Annotated in this window: 25 protein-coding genes; 11 read left to right on the top strand and 14 right to left on the bottom strand. The window is 62.1% G+C overall.

Annotation, left to right across the window (positions count from 1 at the left end; translation table 11 throughout):
- Positions 1–38: 38 nt before the first annotated feature.
- Positions 39–266 carry a DUF1161 domain-containing protein gene (locus C4J83_RS00200; RefSeq protein ID WP_106576003.1) on the bottom strand — a complete coding sequence of 76 codons (228 nt, stop codon included), beginning with the start codon at positions 264–266 and terminating at the stop codon, positions 39–41.
- Between the two features lie 115 nt (positions 267–381).
- Positions 382–597 carry a dodecin gene (locus tag C4J83_RS00195; RefSeq protein ID WP_003187305.1) on the bottom strand — a complete coding sequence of 72 codons (216 nt, stop codon included), beginning with the start codon at positions 595–597 and terminating at the stop codon, positions 382–384.
- 154 nt (positions 598–751) lie between these two features.
- Between C4J83_RS00195 and C4J83_RS00190 the strand changes: the two genes are divergently transcribed.
- Positions 752–1,078, top strand: coding sequence for an ElaB/YgaM/YqjD family protein (locus C4J83_RS00190; protein ID WP_003170746.1), 327 nt, complete (start codon positions 752–754; stop codon positions 1,076–1,078).
- 8 nt (positions 1,079–1,086) lie between these two features.
- On the opposite strand, the gene C4J83_RS00185 is transcribed toward C4J83_RS00190, so the two are convergent.
- A complete protein-coding gene (locus tag C4J83_RS00185; RefSeq protein ID WP_124416087.1) occupies positions 1,087–1,983 on the bottom strand; it encodes a LysR family transcriptional regulator in 897 nt (298 codons plus the stop codon).
- A gap of 109 nt (positions 1,984–2,092) precedes the next feature.
- Here C4J83_RS00185 and trpB point away from each other — a divergent pair, with 109 nt between their 5' ends.
- The 3 genes from trpB (at position 2,093) to C4J83_RS00170 (ending at position 4,716) form a co-directional block, all read left to right on the top strand.
- On the top strand, positions 2,093–3,319 hold the full coding sequence (gene trpB, locus C4J83_RS00180) for a tryptophan synthase subunit beta (protein ID WP_106576001.1): 1,227 nt from the start codon (positions 2,093–2,095) through the stop codon (positions 3,317–3,319).
- Positions 3,319–4,128: a tryptophan synthase subunit alpha gene (trpA, locus tag C4J83_RS00175; protein ID WP_119741286.1), complete on the top strand. Its 810-nt coding sequence runs from the start codon at positions 3,319–3,321 to the stop codon at positions 4,126–4,128. The genes trpB and trpA overlap by 1 nt, the downstream gene beginning before the upstream one ends.
- A 138-nt stretch (positions 4,129–4,266) precedes the next feature.
- Positions 4,267–4,716, top strand: a complete 450-nt coding sequence (locus tag C4J83_RS00170; RefSeq protein WP_124416086.1) for an anti-virulence regulator CigR family protein — start codon at positions 4,267–4,269, stop codon at positions 4,714–4,716.
- Positions 4,717–4,940: 224 nt separating this feature from the next.
- On the opposite strand, the gene C4J83_RS00165 is transcribed toward C4J83_RS00170, so the two are convergent.
- From C4J83_RS00165 to C4J83_RS00140, 6 genes are all read right to left on the bottom strand, one after another.
- Positions 4,941–6,251, bottom strand: coding sequence for an MFS transporter (locus tag C4J83_RS00165; RefSeq protein ID WP_124416085.1), 1,311 nt, complete (start codon positions 6,249–6,251; stop codon positions 4,941–4,943).
- Between the two features lie 172 nt (positions 6,252–6,423).
- On the bottom strand, positions 6,424–7,572 hold the full coding sequence (dgoD, locus tag C4J83_RS00160; RefSeq protein WP_017137927.1) for a galactonate dehydratase: 1,149 nt from the start codon (positions 7,570–7,572) through the stop codon (positions 6,424–6,426).
- 61 nt (positions 7,573–7,633) lie between these two features.
- Positions 7,634–8,254 (bottom strand): 2-dehydro-3-deoxy-6-phosphogalactonate aldolase, encoded by a 621-nt coding sequence (locus tag C4J83_RS00155; RefSeq protein ID WP_106575997.1) that lies wholly within the window; start codon positions 8,252–8,254, stop codon positions 7,634–7,636.
- A gap of 1 nt (position 8,255) precedes the next feature.
- Positions 8,256–9,215: a 2-dehydro-3-deoxygalactonokinase gene (locus C4J83_RS00150; RefSeq protein ID WP_124416084.1), complete on the bottom strand. Its 960-nt coding sequence runs from the start codon at positions 9,213–9,215 to the stop codon at positions 8,256–8,258.
- Positions 9,216–9,378: 163 nt separating this feature from the next.
- Positions 9,379–9,705 (bottom strand): DOPA 4,5-dioxygenase family protein, encoded by a 327-nt coding sequence (locus C4J83_RS00145; protein ID WP_106575995.1) that lies wholly within the window; start codon positions 9,703–9,705, stop codon positions 9,379–9,381.
- Between the two features lie 30 nt (positions 9,706–9,735).
- Positions 9,736–10,686 carry a choline sulfate utilization transcriptional regulator gene (locus C4J83_RS00140; protein WP_119741280.1) on the bottom strand — a complete coding sequence of 317 codons (951 nt, stop codon included), beginning with the start codon at positions 10,684–10,686 and terminating at the stop codon, positions 9,736–9,738.
- Between the two features lie 103 nt (positions 10,687–10,789).
- Between C4J83_RS00140 and betC the strand changes: the two genes are divergently transcribed.
- The 3 genes from betC (at position 10,790) to C4J83_RS00120 (ending at position 14,979) form a co-directional block, all read left to right on the top strand.
- Positions 10,790–12,304 carry a choline-sulfatase gene (gene betC, locus C4J83_RS00135; protein WP_124416083.1) on the top strand — a complete coding sequence of 505 codons (1,515 nt, stop codon included), beginning with the start codon at positions 10,790–10,792 and terminating at the stop codon, positions 12,302–12,304.
- Positions 12,305–12,322: 18 nt separating this feature from the next.
- On the top strand, positions 12,323–13,237 hold the full coding sequence (gene choX, locus C4J83_RS00130) for a choline ABC transporter substrate-binding protein (RefSeq protein ID WP_124416082.1): 915 nt from the start codon (positions 12,323–12,325) through the stop codon (positions 13,235–13,237).
- 173 nt (positions 13,238–13,410) lie between these two features.
- The gene (locus tag C4J83_RS00120; RefSeq protein WP_124416081.1) at positions 13,411–14,979 is read left to right on the top strand and encodes a SulP family inorganic anion transporter; all 1,569 of its coding nucleotides are present in this window, start codon (positions 13,411–13,413) and stop codon (positions 14,977–14,979) included.
- Positions 14,980–15,105: 126 nt separating this feature from the next.
- On the opposite strand, the gene aroE is transcribed toward C4J83_RS00120, so the two are convergent.
- Together aroE and hemF are read right to left on the bottom strand one after the other, a co-directional pair.
- Positions 15,106–15,930, bottom strand: a complete 825-nt coding sequence (gene aroE, locus C4J83_RS00115) for a shikimate dehydrogenase (protein ID WP_124416080.1) — start codon at positions 15,928–15,930, stop codon at positions 15,106–15,108.
- Entirely contained in the window at positions 15,930–16,862 is a 933-nt protein-coding gene (gene hemF / locus C4J83_RS00110) for an oxygen-dependent coproporphyrinogen oxidase (protein ID WP_119741272.1), read from the bottom strand. The genes aroE and hemF overlap by 1 nt, the downstream gene beginning before the upstream one ends.
- Before the next feature lie 176 nt (positions 16,863–17,038).
- Here hemF and C4J83_RS00105 point away from each other — a divergent pair, with 176 nt between their 5' ends.
- Positions 17,039–18,016 (top strand): NADPH:quinone reductase, encoded by a 978-nt coding sequence (locus C4J83_RS00105; RefSeq protein ID WP_106575989.1) that lies wholly within the window; start codon positions 17,039–17,041, stop codon positions 18,014–18,016.
- Between the two features lie 131 nt (positions 18,017–18,147).
- Here the strand turns inward: C4J83_RS00105 and tsaC are convergent, their stop codons facing one another.
- The 3 genes from tsaC to C4J83_RS00090 all read right to left on the bottom strand — a co-directional run bounded on the left by tsaC (position 18,148) and on the right by C4J83_RS00090 (position 20,685).
- A complete protein-coding gene (gene tsaC, locus C4J83_RS00100) occupies positions 18,148–18,705 on the bottom strand; it encodes an L-threonylcarbamoyladenylate synthase type 1 TsaC (RefSeq protein WP_106575988.1) in 558 nt (185 codons plus the stop codon).
- Between the two features lie 54 nt (positions 18,706–18,759).
- Complete coding sequence (gene dprA / locus C4J83_RS00095; protein ID WP_119741270.1) at positions 18,760–19,854, bottom strand: DNA-processing protein DprA; 1,095 nt, start codon at positions 19,852–19,854, stop codon at positions 18,760–18,762.
- 63 nt (positions 19,855–19,917) lie between these two features.
- Positions 19,918–20,685, bottom strand: coding sequence for a peptidoglycan-binding protein (locus tag C4J83_RS00090; RefSeq protein WP_124416079.1), 768 nt, complete (start codon positions 20,683–20,685; stop codon positions 19,918–19,920).
- A 135-nt stretch (positions 20,686–20,820) separates the two neighbouring features.
- Between C4J83_RS00090 and def the strand changes: the two genes are divergently transcribed.
- From def to rsmB, 3 genes are all read left to right on the top strand, one after another.
- Positions 20,821–21,327, top strand: coding sequence for a peptide deformylase (gene def / locus C4J83_RS00085; protein ID WP_016970668.1), 507 nt, complete (start codon positions 20,821–20,823; stop codon positions 21,325–21,327).
- Positions 21,328–21,396: 69 nt separating this feature from the next.
- Positions 21,397–22,350, top strand: coding sequence for a methionyl-tRNA formyltransferase (gene fmt, locus C4J83_RS00080; RefSeq protein WP_106575985.1), 954 nt, complete (start codon positions 21,397–21,399; stop codon positions 22,348–22,350).
- Positions 22,347–23,657 (top strand): 16S rRNA (cytosine(967)-C(5))-methyltransferase RsmB, encoded by a 1,311-nt coding sequence (gene rsmB, locus C4J83_RS00075; protein WP_124416078.1) that lies wholly within the window; start codon positions 22,347–22,349, stop codon positions 23,655–23,657. Before fmt ends, rsmB begins: the two co-directional genes overlap by 4 nt.
- The last annotated feature ends 6 nt before the right edge of the window (positions 23,658–23,663 follow it).

Raw genomic sequence — 23,663 nt, 5'->3', positions numbered from 1 at the left:
CGCACCTGTGCGTCGTTTTTTATGTCTGGAGCAAGGGGTTAACCGCGCTTGTAGACGATTTCCTTGGTGCCGGCTTCGCAGCTACCGACGACTTTGTGGTCGCTGGGTGCCGCGCCTTTGTCTACCACCTCCAGCGAGTAACCCGAGGCGCCCTTGGCGTCGATTTTCGCTGCGATTTCGCCTTTCAGCTCTTCACAAGGCTTGCCCGCCGCCAGGGCTGTGCCCGCAATGCTCAACAAACCTACCGCTAACAGGAACTTCTTCATCCGTTACTTTCCTTGCGCTGATCGAAAAGAGCGTGCCGACGCTTTCGCATCGGCACCCATTGGTTGTAGCGCAGGTTATGGCAATCGGCCAGTCGGCAAAGTTCAACCGACGTGATCAACTACTGGCGATTCGGAATCCTACCTTGAGCGTGACCTGGAAGTGCGCGGCCTTGCCGTCCTTGATGTGCCCACGGGTTTCAGTCACTTCGAACCATTCCAGGTGCTTGATGCTTTTGTTCGCTTCAGCGAGGGCATTGTTGATGGCGTCTTCGATGCTGGTCGCCGACGAACCCACCAATTCGACTTTCTTGTACGTGTGATGATCTGACATGGCGTTTCTCCTGAGGTCTTTAGTGAGCGTAGCAGTCAATGTTCGTACTGCTTCTGGCGACTATTCCCACTCAAAAGTTCAGATTTACTGCACTTTCTGAAAACGCTGGAGTCGGTATCTACACATGCCACTCAATCACTTCAGGAGAGTCCACATGGCCAACACTTCTTTACGCAAAGCGTCGCTGGAAAGCATGGAAGCCGAGATTTCGAGCCTTCTCAAGTCCCTTGAGAGCCTTAAGGACGATGCGTCCGACGAGTCGCGCAAAACGCTGAAGGCCCTGAAAAGCAATGCCGAGAATGCCCTCAAGCATTCCCGTCATCTGATCAGCGATGCCTACGAAGAAAGCAAAGTCAAAATCCGCGAAACCGGTGTTGCAACCCGGGACTACGCACAAGAGCACCCATGGACTACCGCCGGCGTCGCCGTTGGCGCGCTGGGTCTGCTGGCGGCTTACCTGCTGTGCAAACGCGGCGACTGAAATATCGGCTACACCGGCTGGCGCAACAGCTCTGCCTTGAGCCACTGCGCCAGTTGACCCGCGCGCCCGTCTGCGGCGCGCTTGGGTAGCCACAGCGCCAGGTGCGCCAGGGTTTCGCTGAAACCCCACGGCGCCACCAGGCGACCCGCACGCAGGTCCTCTGCCACCAGCGGCTCTGGCGCAATTGCCACCCCAAGCCCTGCCACTGCCGCCTCCAGTAAATAATACAAATGCTCAAACCCCTGGCCGTGTTTCAACGCGCCGGGTGCGATGCCGTATTGCTGCGCCCAACTGGGCCAGGCTTGCGGGCGCGAGGTGGTGTGCAACAAGGCTTCGCCGCACAGGGCATGCGCCGGGGCTTGGCGCAAACGCTCGTAACCGGCGAAGCGCGGGCTCATCACCGGGCCGATGCGCTCACTGGCCAACTCGTACACCTGCATGTCCGCCGGCCACGGCGGCTCAGCGAACACCAGCAGGGCGTCGAGGCCGGGACGCCTGGGGTCGAGATCGCCGTCACCTGCTGACAGGTGCAAGCGCAAGTCCGGCAGGTCGGCGTTCAAGCGGCCCAGGCGCGGGATCAACCAACGCGCCAACAAACTGCCCGAACAGCCCAGCACGAACGGCGCGTCGGCGCTGGCCTGGGTCAGCTCGGCGCAGACATCCCTCAAACGTTCGAACGCCTCTGCGCTGGCATCGCGTAGCCGAACACCGGCATCTGTGAGTTTAAGGCCGCGCCCATCCTTGGCGAACAGGCTGACACCCAAATGCTCCTCCAGCACCTTCAACTGGCGGCTGACGGCGCCATGGGTCACATGGAGTTGCTCGGCAGCCTGGCTAACGCTGTTGAGCCGGGCTGTGGCTTCAAATGCACGCAAGGCATTGAGGGGTGGAAGGTCTCGGCTCATCTGTGAGTTTTCCTGACAGGTTGCGGCGATCTTATCGGTTTTCAGCGTAGCGCGTCAGGGGTAGAGTGGCGCTCATTGCCTCTCCTCACATTCTTTACTGGAGCGCCCCATGACTCAGTCCCAGACCGATCTACGCAACGGCCCAGACGCCAACGGCTTGTTTGGCGCGTTCGGCGGCCGCTACGTCGCTGAAACCCTGATGCCGTTAATCCTCGACCTGGCCCGCGAATACGAAGCGGCCAAGATCGATCCGGCATTCAACGAAGAATTGGCCTACTTCCAGCGCGACTACGTCGGACGTCCAAGCCCGTTGTATTTCGCTGAGCGTCTGACTGAATTCTGCGGCGGCGCCAAGATTTACCTCAAGCGCGAAGAGCTCAACCACACCGGCGCGCACAAGATCAACAACTGCATCGGCCAGATCCTGCTGGCGCGGCGCATGGGCAAGAAACGCATCATCGCCGAGACCGGCGCCGGCATGCACGGCGTGGCCACCGCCACCGTGGCTGCGCGTTTTGGCCTCGACTGTGTGATTTACATGGGCACCACCGACATCGAGCGCCAGCAGGCCAACGTGTTCCGCATGAAGCTGCTGGGCGCCGAAGTAATCCCGGTGGTCGCCGGCACCGGCACCCTCAAAGACGCGATGAACGAAGCCCTGCGTGACTGGGTAACCAACGTCGACGATACCTTCTACCTGATCGGCACCGTAGCCGGCCCACACCCCTACCCGGCGATGGTGCGCGACTTCCAGGCCGTGATCGGCAAAGAAACCCGCGACCAACTGCAAGCCCAGGAAGGCCGCCTGCCGGACAGCCTGGTGGCGTGCATCGGCGGCGGTTCCAATGCCATGGGCCTGTTCCACCCGTTCCTGGATGACACCAGCGTCGAGATCATCGGCGTTGAAGCGGCCGGCCACGGCATCGAAACCGGCAAGCACGCCGCCAGCCTAAACGGTGGCGTACCTGGCGTGCTGCACGGCAACCGCACCTTCCTGCTGCAGGATGACGACGGCCAGATCATTGACGCCCACTCGATTTCCGCCGGCCTCGACTACCCGGGCATCGGCCCTGAACACGCCTGGTTGCATGACATCGGCCGCGTCCAGTACACCTCGGTGACCGACGACGAAGCCCTCGAGGCGTTCCACAAATGCTGCCGCCTGGAAGGGATTATTCCTGCACTGGAAAGCGCCCACGCCCTGGCTGAAGTGTTCAAACGCGCACCGAACCTGCCGAAAGATCACCTGATGGTGCTCAACCTCTCCGGCCGTGGCGACAAAGACATGCAAACCGTGATGCACCATATGGAACAGTCGAAGCAGGAGAAACACTGATGAGCCGCCTGCAAACACGTTTTGCGCAACTCAAAGAACAAAATCGCGCCGCCCTGGTGACTTTCGTCACCGCCGGCGACCCGGGTTATGACACCTCGCTGGCGATCCTCAAAGGCCTGCCGGCAGCTGGTGCCGACGTGATCGAGCTGGGCATGCCCTTCACCGACCCGATGGCCGACGGCCCGGCGATTCAGCTGGCCAACATCCGCGCGCTGGAAGCCAAGCAGAACCTGGCGAAAACCCTGCAGATGGTTCGCGAGTTCCGCAAAGACAACAACGACACGCCGCTGGTGCTGATGGGCTACTTCAACCCGATCCACAAATATGGCGTGCCGCAGTTCATCAGCGACGCCAAGGAAGCCGGCGTAGACGGCCTGATCGTGGTCGACATGCCGCCTGAGCATAACGGCGAGCTGTGCGACCCGGCCCAGGCAGCAGGCATCGACTTTATCCGCCTGACCACGCCGACCACCGATGACGTGCGTCTGCCGACCGTGCTCAATGGCAGCTCCGGCTTTGTGTACTACGTGTCGGTGGCCGGTGTGACCGGTGCCGGTGCGGCCACCCTGGAGCACGTTGAAGAAGCCGTGACTCGCCTGCGTCGGCATACCGATCTGCCGATCAGCATTGGCTTTGGTATCCGCACGCCGGAACAGGCCGCCGCTATCGCGCGCCTGGCAGACGGTGTGGTGGTGGGTTCGGCGTTGATCGATCACATCGCCACTGCCAAAAATGATCAGCAGGCAATTGATGGCGTGTTGACCTTGTGCGCGGCGCTGTCGGAAGGCGTTCGCAACGCCCGTAAGTAAACGCCGTGTAGCAGTAGGTAAAGTTCCTGATACAGAGGAATCATACTGTCGAATCAGTACCTAAACTGACAAGACCAAGGGATTTCGAACCCGGTTCGAAATCCCTTTTTTGTTCGTGCAGTACTGAGGAAACACCCCATGAAAATGCCTAAACGCTTGATCGCTGGTCTCGGCGTGCTGATGCTCGGCGCGAGTGCCTTGGTGCAGGCCGCGCCGCCCGACCAACGGGGCGATGACAATGGCCCTGGCCGTGGCGGTCTGCAAGGCCAGCACGAGCAACGTGGCGATGACCACCGTGGCCCGCAGGACAACCGTCGCGGCCCGCCTCAGGACTTCGGCCCGGTACGGCAGATCATCCACGACAACCACGGCCAGTTCGCCCGTGGCGCACCGCCGCCACCGAATGTACGCCTGGTCCGCGGCCAGCCACTGCCACGCGGCTACTACGGCGAACGCCTGGACAACCGCGCCCTGGCACGCCTGCCGGTTTACCAGGGTTATGAATGGCGCCGTTCCGGCCCGGACGTGGTCTTGATCGCAGTCGGCACCGGCATCGTCTACGAGATTCTGGACGGCGTACTCAACTAATCCCTCGCACTACCCTGTGGTGAGCGGGCTTGTCGTGGCGACGGAGCTTGGCGTGGTGAGCGGGCTTGCCCCGCGTTGGGGTGCGAAGCGCCCCCGGAACCGGATAACGCGGTGTCCCTGAAAGACCGCAGTAGCCTTGATGGGGCTGCTGCGCAGCCCAACGCGGAGCAAGCCCGCTCGCCACAGCAAGCCCCGCTCGCCACAGGAGGCCCGCTCGCGACAGGCTATTCCTTCAGTTCTATACGTTCGACTTTGCCTACAAGCAACACATAGGACAGCGCGCCCAACAACGCCAGCACCGCAATGTAGGTAATCGCCGGCGCAAACGAATCACCACTGGCCAAAAAGCCAATCACAATCGGCGTAGTAATCGCCGACAAGTTACCGATGAAGTTAAACACCCCTCCGGTCAACCCCAGCAGCCGCGCCGGCGCCAAGGTCGACACCAGCGACCAGGTAATCGACGCCAAACCGTTCCCAAAGAACGCCACCGCCAGAAACGCAATCACCCACGCCGTCGAATCCACATAGTTGGCGCCAATGATCGCGGTAGAAATCAACAGCCCACCAATAATCGGCAACTTGCGCGCAAAGCCTACCGACGTGCCGCGGCGAATCAGCCAGTCAGAAAACAGCCCCGAACACAGCACACCCACAAACGCCGCCAGAAAGGGCAGCGACGCCAGCAAGCCCGACTTGATGAAGTCCATGCCGCGATATTTCACCAGGTAGGTCGGGAACCACGTCAGAAAAAACCACAACGTGGAGTTCAGGCAGAACTGCCCCAGGTAGATGCCCCACAGTTTGCGCTTGCTCAGTACGATCCCAAGATCGACCCAACTGAAAGGCGCCTTGACCGCCTTGGCCTGCATATCCACGAGCCCGCCGCCTTCGCGGATCAGCTCGATTTCAGCCGCATTGGCGCCTTTGAAGTCCTTCGGCTCGCGGTACACCGCGTACCAGATCAGCGCCCACACAATGCCCACGCCACCGGTGGCGACAAACACCATGTGCCAGCCGAACGCGTGTTGCAGCCAGGCCAGTACCGGCGTGAGAAACGCCAGCCCGACAAACTGGCCGGAGGTGTAAACGCCAATGGCCGTGGCACGCTCGCGTTCGGGAAACCAGGTGGTGACCACGCGACTGTTGATCGGATAGGCCGGCGCTTCCAGCGCGCCGACCGCCATGCGCAGCACAAACAGCGCGATAAAGCTGGCGGCAAAACCGAGCATCACGGTGGCAATCGACCACAGCAGCAAGGCCACGGTGTAGAGAATGCGGGGCGGCACACGGTCCACCAGCCAGCCGCCGGGGATCTGCATGGCGGCGTAGGTCCAGCCGAACGCCGAGAAGATCAGCCCGACATGCACCGGGTCGATGCCCAGCTCGCTGGTCAGCGCCGGGGCGGCAATCGACAGGTTGCTGCGGTCGAGGTAGTTGATCACCACGGTGATAAACAGCAGCACCATGATGAAGAAACGCTTTCTGCTGGGCGTGACAAGAGAAGCCTGCCCGGTGAAGGATTCAGGGTGCATGAGGGGTTGCCTCTTCTTATGTTTATTGAGGACAGGTCTTACTGAGTAAACCGGGATGTGGGAGGGGACTTGCCCCCGATGAGGAGGCCAGTCACCGAATGCATCAACTGATACACCGCCATCGGGGGCAAGCCCCCTCCCACATTTTGTGTCCGATTTCGTCAGGGGTTGATTACCACTCGGCAAAGCTGCCGTCGGCATGCCGCCAGATCGGGTTGCGCCAGCGGTGGCCGATAGCCGCGCGCTCGATCACGTATTCCTCGTTGATCTCGATGCCCAGGCCTGGCCCGTTGGGGATTTTCACAAAGCCTTTGTCATAGTCGAACACGCCCGGGTCACGCACATAGTCAAGCAGGTCGTTGCTCTCGTTGTAGTGGATGCCCAGGCTTTGTTCCTGGATAAACGCGTTGTAGCAAACCGCGTCCAATTGCAGGCAGGCCGCCAGGGCGATCGGGCCGAGCGGGCAGTGCAGGGCCAGGGCCACGTCGTAGGCTTCGGCCATGTTGGCGATCTTGCGGGTTTCGGTGATGCCGCCGGCGTGGGAGGCGTCCGGCTGGATGATGTCGACGTAACCTTCGCTGAGCACGCGCTTGAAGTCCCAGCGCGAGAACAGGCGCTCGCCCAAGGCAATCGGCGTGCTGGTCAGCGGCGCCAGTTCTTTGAGCGCTTCGTAGTTTTCGCTGAGCACCGGCTCTTCGATAAACATCAGTTTGTAAGGGTCGAGTTCTTTCATCAGCACCTTGGCCATGGGCTTGTGCACGCGACCATGGAAGTCGACGCCAATGCCGACGTTCGGGCCCACCGCATCGCGCACGGCGGCAACGTTAGCCAGGGCCAGGTCGACTTTTTCGAAACTGTCGACAAACTGCAGCTCCTCGGTGCCGTTCATTTTCACGGCAGTGAAGCCACGGGCCACGGCCTCTTTGGCGGCACGCGCGGTATCGGCGGGGCGGTCGCCGCCGATCCATGAATACACGCGAATCTTGTCGCGCACCTGGCCGCCCAACAGATCGCTGACCGACACGCCCAACGCCTTGCCCTTGATGTCCCACAGCGCCTGGTCGATACCCGCGAGAGCGCTCATGTGCACGGCGCCGCCCCGGTAGAAGCCGCCGCGATAGAGCACCGTCCAGATGTCTTCGATATTGCGTGGGTCTTTGCCGATCAGGTAGTCGGAAAGTTCTTCGACAGCCGCCGCCACAGTGTGCGCGCGGCCCTCGACCACAGGTTCACCCCAGCCGGTCACGCCCTGGTCGGTTTCGACCTTTAGGAAGCACCAGCGCGGCGGGACGATGAAGGTGGTCAGTTTGGTGATTTTCATCTTCTTATCTCTCTTGTCGATGCAGCGCCGAGGGCGCAAAACGTGCGTTCTTTTCAGGGCATCAATTCAGCGCATTCCAGGCGGCGACATACGCCTGGGCACTGCTCGCCACTTGACCCACAGACATGCCCGGCTTGAACAACCCGGACCCCAGGCCGAAGCCCTTGGCGCCTGCGTCGAAATACACCTGCATGTTGTCCGGGGTCACGCCGCCGACCGGCAGCAGCAATGTGCCGGCCGGCAATACCGCCAGCCACGCCTTGATCACTGCCGGGCCCATTTGCTCGGCCGGGAACAGCTTCAGCACGTCGGCGCCCTCGGCCAACGCAGCGAAGGCTTCGGTGGGCGTGGCCACACCCGGCGACAGGTACAAGCCCGCCGCTTTCGCGGCGCGTAGCACCTTGGCATCGCTGTGGGGCATGACGATCACTTGGCCACCGGCGGCTTTGACGTGCTCGACCTGCTCGGGCGTCAACACGGTGCCCGCGCCGATCAGGCAATCGGCGGGCAGGCTGTCGCGCAGCGTGCGGATGCTGGTGTAAGGGTCCGGCGAATTGAGCGGAACTTCGATCACGCGAAAGCCGGCCTGATAGAGCACTTGGCCGATTGCTTCAGCTTCGTCCGGCCGTACACCGCGCAGGATTGCGATCAAACCGTTGTGTGCGAGTGCTTGCTTGAGCATGTCAGGCCTCCAGGGCCGGTTGAGTGAGCCCGGCCGCCACGGCCAATTGCCACAGGCCGCGTTCGGTGGCGGCTTGCGCCAGGCTGACGTGGGCGAAACCGCAGAGGGCGAGGGCGCGCTGGTAACGGGCGCAGAGCGCTGCGGTGCCGACCAGGACGATGGGCTTGTGTTTTGCAGGGGCCGGCAAACCGGCGAGTTCATGCCCGATCAGCAGGCCGGACAGGTAATCCGGTTGCTGGTCGGGAGCCAATTCGGCGGTCAGCCCGAGTGTGCGGGCGCTGAACAATGTCGAGAGCACGCCACGCTGGCCGTCGTTGGAGAGTGCCACCTGCACGCCGCGATCAAAGGCCTCGGCCTGGAAGTGGTCGGAGGTTTTTTGCGTACGGCCGAGAATGCTGTGCTGGCTCAGCACGGCAAACAGTTCGCCGGTCATGAAGGTGTCAAAGTGTGTGATGCAGCCATCCACCACCTCGACCCATTTGGAATGACTGCCCGGCAGGCCGATCAATACCTCAGCCGCGAGGCCTTGCAGCACGCCCAGCACCTGGGTTTCTTCGCCGCGCATCACATTGGGCAAGCCCACCTGTTCGATCACGCCGGGTACGATATGCACCGCCACCCCGCGCAGGCTCCGCACGCTGTGCAGCGCCTGGCCGAGGCTCGCGACATCGACCGGCGTGTTGCGATACGCCGCTTCACTCCAGCCCTGGGCACTGCCGACCATGCCGCAGGCGATCACCGGCAAGTCGGGCTGGGCGTCGAGCCAGTCGCCGCAGGCCGCGTCAAACGCCAACTCGAAGCCATCGCTGCAACGCACGCCGGCAATGTCCCGGGGTTCACTGGGCAGGTGCATGATGCCGAACGCCAGTGCGCGCTGGTCGAGCACCTTGCCGGCCGGGCCGAGTTTATAAGCACGAAGGGAGCTGGTCCCCCAGTCGAGCGCGATCAATTGCGCCTGCATCGCTTCACCTGAAATGAGTGGGTGCTGAAAAAAGCAGATGGGCGAATATAAACCTATGACTGGCGATATCTCAATATATAAATAACAGTCCCACATAGTGGGTTAAATCATAAAAAATCCCATCGCCTCTGCCCAAGGGGATGGGACTTTTTATACGCACTGGTTAAAAAATAGACAGATCCAGCTCGCGCATCGCGCCCATCCAGATCGCGTAATCGGTGTGATCCTTCAGGTCATCGCCGGTATCAGGGTGCAGGAACACCACCAGCCCCTCGCGATGCAAAGCCAGCCATGGCAACACCACACCGATGTATTCCGGCTCGAACGCCAGCTGGCAACTCCAGTCCGGGTGCGGGCCCACCGGGCGTTCATGCACGCGGCCCATGCGCAACGGAAACAGCTTGGCCGCGTCCTCGCAGAGCTGGCGCGCCTGGTCGATGGTGCTGGCGTCGAAGTAGATATGAGCGTGGTAGCCCTTGATACGTTGCATGGCGAAATCCGGATCCAATATGCGCCGATCCTAGACCGCAATCGACGGCAGGGCCAGCCCGGTCAGCGACTGTGCGCTGCGGGCTTGCTCGGCCACCAGCCAGTCGACAAAGCGTTCGACCAACTGCCCCCGGCGTTTGCGCTGGGGCTGGACCACGTAATAACCGAAGCGTGAGATCACCGTGTCGCTGATCGGCCGACACAGCCAGTTCTGCTCCAGCAGGTTATCCACCAAATGGCGCCAGCCGATGGCCACGCCCTGGCCGGCAATCGCGGCCTGGATCAATAGGGTGTAGTTGTCGAAGCGCAGTTGGCCGGGTGTGGGCGCGGTGGTAATGCCCAGCTCGCGAAACACGCCGCTCCAGTCGAACCACTGGCTATTGTTTTCCTGGCGCAGGTGCAGCAGCGGACAGTCCTGCAGCGTCTGCACGGTCAGCGGCGTGGTCTGGTCCTTGAGCCATTGCGGGCTGCACACCGGGAACACTTCCTCGTTGAACAGCCAGAGGCTGTCGCCCTGTTTGAAACGTCCATCGCCAAACAACACCGCCACGTCGATATCGCTGCGCAAAGTGGCATGGTTGCGTTCGCTGGTGACCAGGCTGACGTCTACCTGCGGGTTGGCCTGGTGAAAGCGGTGCAGGCGCGGCATCAGCCAATAGGCGGCGAAGGCGAAGTCGGTGGCCACTTGCAGCACTTCATGCTGGTCCTGCTGGGTGATCGCGCTCAGGCCTTGGTTGATGGTCTGCAACCCGCCTTGCACATGCTCGAACAGCAGGGCGCCGGCATCGGTCAATTCAATGCCACGGTAAATGCGATCAAACAGGCGAATCGCCAGCTGTTCTTCGAGGCGCTTGATCTGCTGGCTAATGGCAGGCTGGGTAGTGCCCAGCTCCATGGCCGCAGCAGTGAAGCTGCGATGACGCGCCGCCGCCTCGAACGCGCGCAGCAGGTCGAGGGATACATCGCCAAGGGCTTCATACATAAGCTGTGCTTATCCTAGACATTGCTTTTCATGGGCTTTACCCCATTTTCCATGGGCCGCATGCTCATTCGCATAAACACCGCCTATGGAATGCCGAAGACTCATGAAGCGCAAGAACATTCTTTTCATCATGGCCGATCAAATGGCCGCGCCGCTGCTTCCGTTCTACGGACCTTCCCCGATCAAACTGCCAAACCTGAGCCGCCTCGCCGAACAGGGTGTGGTGTTCGACGCCGCCTATTGCAACAGCCCGCTGTGCGCGCCATCGCGGTTCACGCTGGTCAGCGGCCAGTTGCCGAGCAAGATCGGCGCCTACGACAACGCGGCAGATTTCCCTGGCGATGTACCGACCTATGCCCACTACCTGCGCCGCCTCGGCTACCGCACCGCGCTGTCGGGCAAGATGCACTTCTGCGGCCCTGACCAGTTGCACGGCTATGAAGAACGCCTGACCAGCGACATTTACCCCGCCGACTATGGCTGGGCGGTGAACTGGGATGAGCCGGACGTGCGCCCCACTTGGTATCACAACATGGCATCGGTGCTGCAAGCCGGCCCGTGCGTGCGCACCAACCAGCTGGATTTCGACGAAGAGGTGGTGTTCAAGGCCCAGCAGTACCTGTTCGACCATATCCGCAATGAGGGTGACCAGCCGTTCTGCCTGACCGTGTCGATGACTCACCCACACGACCCGTACACCATTCCCAAGCCGTTTTGGGATCTGTACGACGATGCCGACATCCCGTTGCCTACGACGCCGGCCCAGGCCGACCTCGACCCGCATTCGCAGCGCCTGCTCAAGGTCTACGACCTATGGGACAAGCCCCTGCCGCTGAACAAGATCCGTGATGCGCGCCGCGCCTATTTTGGCGCGTGCAGCTACATCGACAGCAACGTCGGCAAACTCCTGCAAACCCTGGAAGACACCGGCCTTACCGATGACACGATCATCATCTTCTCCGGCGACCACGGCGACATGCTCGGCGAGCGCGGCCTCTGGTACAAAATGCACTGGTTTGAAATGGCCGCCCGCGTGCCGCTGCTGGTCAGTGCGCCGGGGCAATTCGCGGCGGGCCGCGTAACCAAAGCGGTTTCCACGGCCGACCTGTTGCCGACGTTGGTAGAGCTGGCCGGCGGCGAGCTGGACCCACGCTTGCCGCTGGACGGACGCTCGCTGGTCCCGCACTTGCAGGGGCAGGGCGGCCACGACGAAGTGTTTGGCGAATACATGGCCGAAGGCACCATCAGCCCGCTGATGATGATTCGCCGTGGCGCGTACAAGTTCATCTACAGCGAGGACGATCCTTGTCTACTGTTCGATGTGCACCACGACCCGCACGAGCGGGATAACCTCAGCCGGTCACCGGAACACCGGCCACTGTTCGAGGCGTTTTTGAGTGAGGCGCGGGCCAAATGGGACATCCCGGCGATCCACCAGCAGGTGCTCGCCAGCCAACGCCGTCGCCGCCTGGTGTTTGAGGCGCTGACCCAAGGCAAGCTGAAGAGCTGGGATCACCAGCCACTGGTGGACGCCAGTCAGCAATACATGCGCAACCACATCGACCTCGACGACCTGGAGCGCAAGGCACGTTACCCACAACCCTGCCAACACCCATAAATAGACAGAGGGAAGGCCATGCAAAAGTTGACTGTAGTGCTGGGCATGTTGGTGCTCAGTAGCGCCAATGCGTACGCGGACACTGGCTGCGACACGGTGAAGATGGCCGATCCAGGCTGGAGCGATATCGCCGCCACCAATGCCATCACCGGTTTTCTGTTGAACGGCATGGGCTACAAGGCCAAGGTCGACACCCTGGCGGTGCCGATCACCTTTGGCGGGCTCAAGGACGGCCAGGTGGATGTGTTCCTGGGCAATTGGATGCCAGCGCAGCAGGGCTTCTATGACAAGTTCGTGGCCAATGGCGATGTGGTGCAACTGGCAAAAAACCTCGACGGCACCGAGTTCACCCTCGCGGTGCCGGACTACGTGTGGGACGCCGGGGTGCATGACTTTGCCGACCTGAACAAGTTTGCCGACAAGTTCGACAAGAAGATCTACGGCATCGGCTCCGGCGCGCCGGCCAATATCTCGCTGCAGGACATCATCAAGAAGAACGACTTCGACCTCGGCCAGTGGAAGCTGATCGAGTCGAGTGAGCAGGCGATGCTCGCCGAAGTGTCGCGGGCGGTTAAAAAACAGAAATTCGTGACCTTCCTCGGCTGGACGCCGCACCCGATGAACGTGCAGTTGAAAATGCATTACCTCAAGGGCGGCGAGAAGTACTTCGGTGATACCGGCAGCGTTTATACCTTGACCCGCAAGGGCTATGCACAAGCCTGCCCGAATGTCGGAAAACTGCTGACCAACCTGAGTTTCACCCAGGAAATGGAGAACAGCATCATGGCGGAGGTGGTGAATAAAAAAGTCAGCAACGCTGATGCGGCGAAGGCCTGGATCAAGGCCAATCCGGCGGTGCTGGATAAGTGGCTCGATGGCGTAAAAACCGTGGACGGCCAGGATGCGTTGGCGGCAGTCAAAGCCAAGCTCTAACCCCCCGACATCGATCCTTTTGGGAACTGGCTTTTGTGGGAGCTGGCTTGCCCGCGATGCAGACAACTCGGTCTGTCAGTTAGACAGAGGTGATGCTATCGCAGGCAAGCCAGCTCCCACGGGGGGCTGTGTGTGCTGATACCCTGATGCAAACCTTTCGAACCGAGCCTTTCATGCCCCGGCCCAACCGACACACTCTCTTGCCCTTCCTCGCCTGGCTCCCGCGCCAAACCCGCGCCAGCGTCGGCCGGGACGCGATGGTTGGCTTAAGCGGTGCCGTGCTCGCGCTGCCGCAGTCGATTGCCTACGCGCTGATCGCCGGTCTCCCACCCGAATACGGCTTGTACGCCGCCATCGTCCCGGTACTGATCGCCTGCCTGTGGGGTTCCTCCTGGCACCTGATCTGCGGGCCTACCGCCGCCATCTCCATCGTGCTTTACGCCAGCGTCAGCCCCTTGGCCGTGCCAGGGTCGAAGGACTACATCACGCTGATCCTGCTCCTGACCGTCCTCGCTGGCGTTTTCCAGTGGCTGCTGGGTCTGCTGCGCTTTGGCGCGCTGGTCAATTTCGTCTCTCATTCGGTGGTGCTGGGGTTCACCCTCGGCGCGGCCGTAGTGATCGCCTTGGGGCAGTTGCCCAACCTGCTGGGGTTGGACCTGCCCAGCCAAGCCACAGCGATCAAGAGTTTGCTGGCGCTCATCGATCACGCCGGCGAATGGGACCACGCCTCCCTCGCCTTGGGCCTGGGCACTTTGCTGGTGGGCGCGCTGCTCAAATACCGGGTGCCGCGCTGGCCAACACTGTTGATCGCCCTGGCCTTGGGCAGCCTGGCGGCGTGGTTGTGGCCGTCGATGTTCGGGCATGTGGCGCGGGTCAGTTCGTTTGTGGGCACACTGCCGCCGTTCAGCCCATTGCCGATGGACCTGGACATGCTCCTGCGCCTGCTGCCGAGCGCGGTGGCGGTGGGCATGCTCGGGCTAGTGACCAGTTTGTCGATTGCGCGCTCGCTGTCGGCACGTTCGCAGCAATTGCTCGACGCCAATCAGGAAGTCCGCGCGCAGGGCTTATCCAATATCGTCGGCGGATTTTTCTCTGGCTACTTGTCGGCCGGTTCCTTTACACGCTCCGGCCTCAGTTACGAGGCGGGCGCTTGCTCACCCTTGGCAGGCGTGTTTTCCGCCGGCTGGGTGGCGTTGTTTGCCGTATTTGGGGCGGCATTGATCGCGCACATACCAATCCCCAGCATGGCCGCGAGCATCCTGCTGATTTGCTGGGGCCTGGTGGATCATCGCGGCATCCGCGCGCTGTTTCGCGTGAGCCGCGCAGAATTTGTGGTGATGAGCCTGACGTGCGTTGCCACCTTGCTGCTGGAGCTGCAAACGGCGATTTACGCCGGGGTGCTGGCGTCGCTGTTCTTCTATCTCAAACGCACCTCGCAACCGCGTGTTCAGCAGTGGCGCGACGGTGACGAAGACGTGTTGCGGGTCGGCGGTTCGATCTTTTTTGGCGCCAGCCATTACCTGCAAGTGCGCCTGCAGAGCTTGCAGGGTGAGCGGGTGGTGATCGAAGCGCAGCAGATCAACTTTATCGACTATTCCGGGGTGGAGATGCTGCACCAGGAGGCGCGTCGATTGAAGGGGTTGGGGCGTAGCCTGACGTTGCGCAAGGCCAGGCCGCAGGTGGTGGAAGAGCTGAAAAAACTCGAAGGGGCCGACAACTGCCCCATCCATTTCGAAGACTGAATGCGGTTAAACAATGTGGGAGCTGGCTTGCCTGCGATAGCGGTGGATCAGCCAGCACCTCTGTATCTGTTACACCGCCATCGCAGGCAAGCCAGCTCCCACATTAGACCGTGTTCACTTTTAGATTTAGGCCGCAGCCAATTGCCTACGCAACTCAGCCAAGACCGGCGCCGACTCCGGGCGCACACCGCGCCACAGGAAGAACGCTTCCGCCGCCTGCTCCACGAGCATGCCCAGGCCATCCATCGCCACTGCTGCGCCATGCTCTGTCGCCCAACGGCAGAACGCGGTGGGTTCCTTGGCGTACATCATGTCGTAGCAAAAGGTCTTGCCCGGCTCGATCAGGCTGCTGGCAATCGGCGGTACATCGCCTGACAGGCTCGCGGACGTGGCATTGATGATCAGGTCCACCGGCTCACGCAGCCAGTCGAAACCGCTGGCCGACACAGGGCCCAGATCGTCAAACAGCTCGGCGAGCAACTCGGCCTTTTCCACCGTGCGGTTGGCGATGATCAGCGCGGCAGGCTGCTCGGCCAGCAGGGGCTCCAACGCCCCACGCACCGCGCCGCCAGCACCGAGCAACAGGATGCGTTTGCCTTGCAGGTTCAACCCGGCATTCACCTTCAGGTCGCGCACCAGGCCGGCGCCGTCGGTGTTGTCACCCAGCAGGGTGCCGTCGGCCAGCTTGCTCAGGGTGTTCACCGCGCCGGCGCGCTGGGCACGCTCAGTCAGGCTGTTGGCCAAGCGGTAGGCGTCTTCCTTGAATGGCACCGTGACATTGGCGCCACGGCCTTGCTGAAAAAACTCACGGGCACAGCCGGTGAAATCCTCCAAAGGCGCGAGCAAGGTGCTGTAGTCCAGTTGCTCGCCGGTCTGCTCGGCGAACATGCGATGAATCAACGGCGACTTGCTGTGGCCGATAGGGTTGCCGAACACCACATAACGGTCCATCAGACAGCCGCCTTGGGCGCGGCGAGGCCGAGCCAGTCGCGGTCTTGCAGGAAGTAATCGGTGAGACGCGCTTCTTCGCTACCGGCCTCGGCCTTCCAGTCATAGCTCCAGCGCACTTGCGGTGGCAGCGACATCAGGATCGACTCGGTGCGCCCGCCCGACTGCAGGCCGAACAGGGTGCCACGGTCGTAGACCAGGTTGAATTCGACGTAGCGTCCTCGGCGGAACTCCTGGAACTGGCGCTGCTGTTCGGTGTAAGCCATGGCCTTGCGGCGCTGCACGATCGGCAGGTAGGCGTCGATGTACGCATTGCCGATGGCGCGGATGAAGGCGAAGCAGGTGTCGAAGTCCCACTCGTTCAAATCGTCGAAGAACAGGCCGCCGATGCCGCGCGGTTCGTTGCGGTGCTTGATATGGAAATACGTATCGCACCAGGCTTTGTAGCGCGAGTACACGTCCGGCCCGAACCGCGCACAGGCCTGCTCGGCAACGCGGTGCCAGTGGATGCAGTCTTCCTCGTTGCCGTAGTAGGGCGTGAGGTCGAAGCCGCCCCCGAACCACCACACCGGTTCTTCGCCTTCTTTTTCGGCGATGAAAAAGCGCACATTGGCGTGGGACGTCGGCACATGCGGGTTGTGCGGGTGGATCACCAACGACACGCCCAAGGCTTCAAACCCGCGACCGGCCAGCTCGGGGCGATGCGCGCTGGCGGACGGTGGGAGACCGCTGCCGAACACGTGGGAAAAGTTAACGCCGCCTTTTTCGATGACCGTACCGTTTTCGATCACTCGGGTGCGACCGCCGCCACCGGCGGGCCGGGTCCAGGCGTCTTCGATAAAGCGAGTGTCCGTCTCGAAGGTTTCCAGGGCGCTGCAAATGCGGTCTTGCAGGTCGAGCAGGTAGGCTTTAACAGCCTCGGTGCGGGTAGTCATGGCATCACCTTGAATCGGGCAAAGCTACGCGAGGCCATGCGGCGTCGGCGGCAAATGGGCGCACAGGATACCACTGCGATTACGTGGCACTGCACTTAGGTGCGCCGCAGTTGACGAAGATCAAGCATAGGAGTGGGATAGAGGGCTACGCGAATTCGACCTCAGGAGAAGTGCAGATGGCCAAACGTATCCAGTTCAGCGCCCATGGCGGCCCCGAAGTGCTTGAGTATGTGGACTACACGCCGGCAGAACCTGGCCCGCAGCAGGTTCGTGTGCGCAACGAGGCCATCGGCCTGAACTTCATCGACACCTACTTCCGCAGCGGCCTTTACGCGCCGCCGGCCCTGCCCTCGGGCCTGGGCGCAGAGGGCGCCGGTGTGGTCGATGCCGTGGGCAGCGAGGTTACGCAATTCAAAGTCGGCGACCGCGTGGCCTACGGCAGCGGCCCGCTGGGCGCCTACAGCGAATTGCACGTACTGCCCGCCGCCAACCTGGTGCACCTGCCGGACGGCATCAGCTTCGAACAGGCTGCCGGTGCGATGCTCAAAGGCCTGACCGTGCAGTACCTGCTGCGTCAAACCTACGAATTGAAGGGCGGCGAAACCATTCTGTTCCACGCCGCCGCCGGTGGTGTGGGCTCGCTGGCCTGCCAATGGGCCAAAGCCCTGGGCGTGAAGCTCATCGGTACGGTGAGCTCGCCGGAAAAAGCCGCCTTGGCCAAATCCCTCGGCGCCTGGGAAACGATCGACTACAGCAAGGAAAACGTCGCACAACGCGTACTGGAATTGACCGACGGCAAAAAAGTCCCGGTGGTGTACGACGGCGTCGGCAAGGACACCTGGCTGACCTCGCTGGACAGCGTGGCGCCACGTGGGCTGGTGGTAAGTTTTGGTAATGCGTCGGGCGCGGTGGACGGGGTGAACCTGGGCATTCTGGCGGCCAAGGGCTCGCTGTATGTCACCCGGCCGACCTTGGCGACTTACGCCAGCAACCCGAAAGACTTGCAGGCGATGGCAGATGATTTGTTCTCGATGATCAAGAGCGGCAAGGTGCGCATTGACATCAACCAGCGGTTTTCGCTGGCGGACGCGGCGAAGGCGCAGACTGAGCTGTCGGGGCGGCGGACTACTGGGTCGACCATTTTGTTGCCGTAAGGCGATAGATCGCTGGGGTCAGTAATGGCCTCATCGTGGACAAGCCCGGCTCCCACACTTTGACCGCATTCCAACTGAAGGAACGCGACCGAATGTGGGAGCGGGCTTGCCCGCGATGGCCGCACCGGCTCTCAGGAAGGCCGCACCACCTCACCCGTCGCCAAATCGCGAATCAGGCTCGGGTTCTTGCGCCCACCCAGAGCGCCGCCCAATACCCGATCTACCTGGCCACGGAAGTATTGCTCCACGCGAAGCCGCGTGCGCGCAGCCGGGCGCCCTTGCGGGTTAGCCGAGGTGGAAATCAGCGGCCCGACCAGCGAGCACAAATCCCGCACCAGCGGATGATCAGTCACCCGCAACGCCACCGTGTCATGCACACCCGTTACCCACTCAGGCAGCAAGTCCTGATGGGGCACCAGCCAGGTGTTGGGCCCAGGCCAGGTGCTGGCCATGCGCTCGATCCAGGTGTCCGGGAAGTCTTCAAAGAGAAAATCGAACTGGCGAATATTGTCCGCCACCAGGATCAGGCCCTTGTCCACCGACCGATTCTTGATCGCCAGCAGCCGGTCCACCGCTTCTTCGTTCCACGGATCGCAGCCAAGGCCCCAGACCGCTTCGGTCGGGTAGGCAATCACCGCGCCTGCGCGAATTTCCCGTGCGGTTTCCAGCACACGCCACCTGTTGACCATTACTCACTCTCCGGACTAAAGCTCTGCGCAGTTTACCGATCTTCTTTACAAAACCTAGCAGCGCGCAAGCCAGCGCCCGCTTTCGCAGATCACCTGGCCTTCGAGCTCAAGCTCGGTGAGGGTAGCCAGCACCTGGGACAATGGCCGCCCGCTGGCAAGGGCCAAGCCCTCGCTGGTGTGAGGCGCGGCATGCAGCAGCGCCACCAGCGGATGCGTGACCGGCACGGGCGCCGGCCGGGACAGCGCCTGCCAGCCACGTAACCCTTCCAGAATGTGCTCGATGGATTCCACCAGCGTCGCGCCATCGCGGATCAATTGGTGGCAGCCTTTGGCACCGGGGTGATGGATGGAACCCGGGATCGCATACACCTCGCGCCCTTGCTCGGCCGCCAGCCGCGCGGTGATCAGCGAGCCACTGGCCATGCTGGCTTCCACCACCAGCACGCCCAGCGACAGGCCACTGATGATCCGGTTGCGCCGGGGGAAGTTGCCAGCCTGTGGCGAGGCGTCCAACGGAAACTCGGAAACCACCGCGCTGCCCTGGGCAATCATCGTGGCTGCGAGCTGCCGGTGGCGCTGTGGATAAAAGTTTTCAAGCCCGGTGCCGAGCACGCCGATTGTCTGGCCGCCGACATCCAGCGCTGCCTGGTGAGCCGCGCCGTCTATGCCCAACGCAAGACCACTGGTGATGACAAAACCGGCGCTCGCCAAGCTGCGGGAAAAGGCCGCTGCGGTGTCCATGCCGGGTCGCGACGCACGGCGACTGCCGACCATGGCCAACTGCGGTTTTTCCAGGATTTTGGGGTCACCGGCGACGAACAATAGCGGCGGGGCATCGTCGATCTGGGCGAGGAGTGCCGGGTACTCAGGTTGGTCCCACATCAGCAAATGCTGGGCCGGCTGCTCCAACCACGCCAATGCTTCACTGGCACCGTCGCGTATTTCAGGGCTGCGGCGGGCATCGGCGCTGACGGCCGGCAACCCGAGTGAACGCCATGCACTGGCTGGGGCGCTGATGGCTTTTGAGGCAGAGCCGAAGGCTTCGAGCAACACACGAAAACGCTTGGAACCCAGTTCCGGCAGCCTGTGCAAGCGTAGCCGAGCTTCCAGTTCTGACGGGGAAATTTCGCTGCTGTTTATCGGATACATTTGATCATCCTTGACCGGAACAAGCTGTGGATAACTCTGTTGGTAACTTATTTAGCAGGCTATTTATTGTGTTTGTTGGGCAGTCTCGAATCGGTCCATGACTGCCAGCGAGCGTGAGGCGCTGAGAACCAGGCCATAGCTGAGCTTTTCATAGGTGCGAAACACCAGCAGCGTGCCGGCGCGTTCATCGGGGAGTTGGGTTGCCGCGCCGGTGAGGTTGTCGCGGATCGTCTCGCCGGCTTTGATCACGGTCAGCAATTGGCCTTCAACCAGCCCGTCGCGTCGGCCTTTGTTCAGGGTAACGGCGTCCAGTACGCCAATCTGGGTGACGCCTTTGGGAATGTCGATGATGTGCCCCTTAACAAAGGACGCACGCTTCACCGGGGCCGGGTCAACCGGAGGTTCGGCGCGCAGCAGCCGATCGCCGGGACGTACTTCCTGGGTGACTCGCTGCACCGCCAGCGTAGTGAGATCGCCGGCCATTACGAAGCGCACGGTGCCGATGTTGTCGGCGTTGATGCCCAGCAATTCCTGAGTGTCGGGGTCGGTGTAGGCCTTGGCGCGGCGAAAAATCCCGTAATTGGGCTGTGTGGGGTCCAGGGCGCCCCTTGCATACACGCGGTCGCCGTTGGCACCCAGCACCCGGCCCGCGTCGGCCGCGACAATGTAAGGCGCGTTGTCCAGGTCGTGGGCCGTGTCGAGTATGCGGTTGTGCAGCAAAAAGTACTGGATGGCCTGCTGCGTCGCTGGCTCCAGGCGCTGGCCAGGCGGTGGGATCAAGGCCATCGTGAGCGGCGTCCACAGCAGCAAGACGAGTAGCGATTTCCTCATGGGGTCAATCTCCTTTATTATGTGCGTTCGCGTGAAATGCCATAGCCTTCGCGGCTTTCGAACCTTTCACACCGGCTGCCTGGGTCCATCCCACCGCCGATTTGCCTCTACCTCACATGTGCAGCAATTACGCTTATGGCTATTTTGAACATCCTCGAATTTCCCGACTCGCGCCTGCGCACGATCGCCAAACCGGTGGCCGTAGTGGACGACAAGGTTCGTCAGTTGGTCGATGACATGTTTGAAACAATGTATGAAGCCCCGGGCATCGGCCTCGCCGCCACCCAGGTCAACGTGCATCAGCGCGTCGTGGTCATGGACCTGTCGGAAGATCGCAGCGAACCGCGGGTGTTTATCAACCCCGAGTTCGAACCGCTGACCGAAGAGATGGGCGAATACCAGGAAGGCTGCCTCTCGGTGCCGGAGTTCTACGAGAACGTCGAACGCCCGCTGCGCGTGAAGATCAAGGCGCTGGACCGTGACGGCAAGCCCTACGAGCTGATCGCCGATGGCCTGCTGGCCGTGTGCATCCAGCACGAGTGCGACCACCTCAACGGCAAGCTGTTTGTCGATTACCTGTCCACGCTTAAACGCGACCGGATCAAGAAGAAGCTGGAAAAAAAGCATCGCCAGCAAGCTTGATGCCCTTCTTCCAAAGGCTTGCTGCGGCAAGCCTTTTTCTTTTGTGACTGTTTTTAACCGAGACCTCCCATGACCGAGCCACTGCGCATTGTTTTTGCCGGCACTCCCGAATTCGCTGCCGAACACCTCAAGGCGCTGCTTGCCAGCCCTTATGACATTGTCGCGGTGTACACCCAGCCGGACCGCCCGGCCGGCCGTGGGCAAAAACTGATGCCGAGCCCGGTCAAGCAGCTGGCGCTGGAACACAACATCCCTGTGCTGCAACCGCCAACCCTGCGCAACGCCGAGGCCCAGACGGAGCTGGCGGCGTTGAAGCCAGACCTGCTGGTGGTCGTGGCCTATGGCTTGATCCTGCCTCAGGCGGTGCTGGATATCCCGCGCCTGGGCTGCATCAACAGCCACGCTTCGCTGTTGCCACGCTGGCGCGGTGCGGCGCCGATCCAGCGCGCCGTGGAAGCCGGCGACCGTGAAAGCGGTGTGACCGTGATGCGCATGGAGGCGGGCCTGGACACCGGCCCGATGCTGCTGAAAGTCACCACCCCGATCACCGCCCAAGACACCGGCGGCAGCCTGCATGACCGTCTAGCCGAGTTGGGCCCGCCCGCTGTGGTCCAGGCCATCGCCGGCCTGGCTGCCGGCACCCTCGAAGGCGAAGTGCAGGACGACAGCCTGGCCACCTACGCCCACAAACTCAATAAAGACGAAGCGCGCATCGACTGGAGCCGCCCGGCCGTAGAGCTGGAGCGCCTGGTGCGCGCCTTCAACCCATGGCCGATCTGCCACAGCACACTCAGTGGCGAAGCCCTGAAAGTGCTGGCCGCCACCCTGGCTGAGGGCAAGGGCGCCCCCGGCGAAATTATCGGCGCCAGCAAAGAAGGCCTGTTGGTCGCCTGCGGTGAACAGGCGCTGTGCCTGACCCGTCTGCAATTGCCCGGCGGTAAAGCGCTTAATTTCAGCGATTTGTTCAACAGCCGTCGTGAGAAATTTGCCCTGGGCACGGTTCTCGGGGCGGTCGCTCAATGAACCCGCGTCTGGCCGCCGCCAAGGCCCTCGCCGCCGTACTGAATGGCAAGGCTTCACTGAACAGTTCGCTGCCTACGCAGCTGGATAAGGTTGAAGACCGTGATCGCGGTTTCACCCAGGACCTGGCCTTTGGCACCGCACGCTGGCAGCCACGCTTGTCGGCGCTGGCGGCCAAGCTGCTGCAAAAGCCGTTCAAAGCGGCGGATGCGGATGTGGAAGCGCTGCTGCTGGTCGGCCTCTATCAATTGCTCTACACCCGCGTGCCGGCCCACGCCGCCATCGGTGAAACCGTTGGGTGCGCCGACAAGCTGAAAAAACCTTGGGCCAAGGCGCTGCTCAACGCCGTGCTGCGCCGCGCCCAGCGTGAGAGCGAGGCGCTGCTGGCCGAGCTGGAACACGACCCGGTGGTGCGCACCGCACACCCGCGCTGGCTGCAAAAGTCCCTGAAAGCCTTCTGGCCTGAGCAATGGGAAGCCATCTGCGCGGCCAACAATGCGCACCCGCCAATGATTCTTCGGGTCAACCGTCGCCATCACAGCCGCGACGCCTACCTGCAACTGCTCACCGACGCCGGCATCAACGCCACGCCGTGCGTGTACAGCGTCGACGGCATCGTGCTGGAAGCGGCCACCGACGTACGCAGCCTGCCTGGTTTTGCCGAAGGCTGGATCAGCGTGCAGGACGAAGCCGCGCAACTGGCCGCCGACCTGCTCGACCTGGCGCCCGGCCAACGCGTGCTCGACGCCTGCTGCGCACCGGGCGGCAAGACCTGTCACATTCTGGAAGTCGAAAAAGACCTCGCCGCTGTCGTCGCCGTCGACCTGGAAGCCAAGCGCCTGGTGCGCGTGCGTGAAAACCTCGCCCGCCTGGGCTTGAGCGCCGAGCTGATCGCCGCTGACGGCCGCGACACCGCCACTTGGTGGGACGGCAAACCCTTCCAGCGCATCCTGCTGGACGCGCCGTGCTCCGCCACCGGCGTGATTCGCCGCCACCCGGACATCAAGCTGACCCGCCAACCCGACGACATTGCCGCCCTGGCCGGGCTGCAAGGCGAACTGCTCGACGCCCTGTGGCCAACCCTGGAAGTCGGCGGCATTCTGCTCTACGCCACCTGCTCGACCTTGCCCACCGAGAACACCGAAGTGATCGAAGCCTTCCTCGCCCGCACCAGCGGCGCGCGCGAGCTGGACCTCGCCACGGCAGCCGGCATCAACCAGCCTCACGGCCGTCAGCTGCTCGCGCAAGAAGGCGGACACGATGGCTTCTACTACGCCAAACTGATCAAGATTGCCGCCGCGCGCGGCTAATGGGTT

The sequence above is a fragment of the Pseudomonas sp. LBUM920 genome, from assembly GCF_003852315.1.
GTDB lineage: Bacteria > Pseudomonadota > Gammaproteobacteria > Pseudomonadales > Pseudomonadaceae > Aquipseudomonas.
Note: the sequence above shows the minus strand (reverse complement) of the source record. Positions and strands in the feature narration are given on the sequence as shown.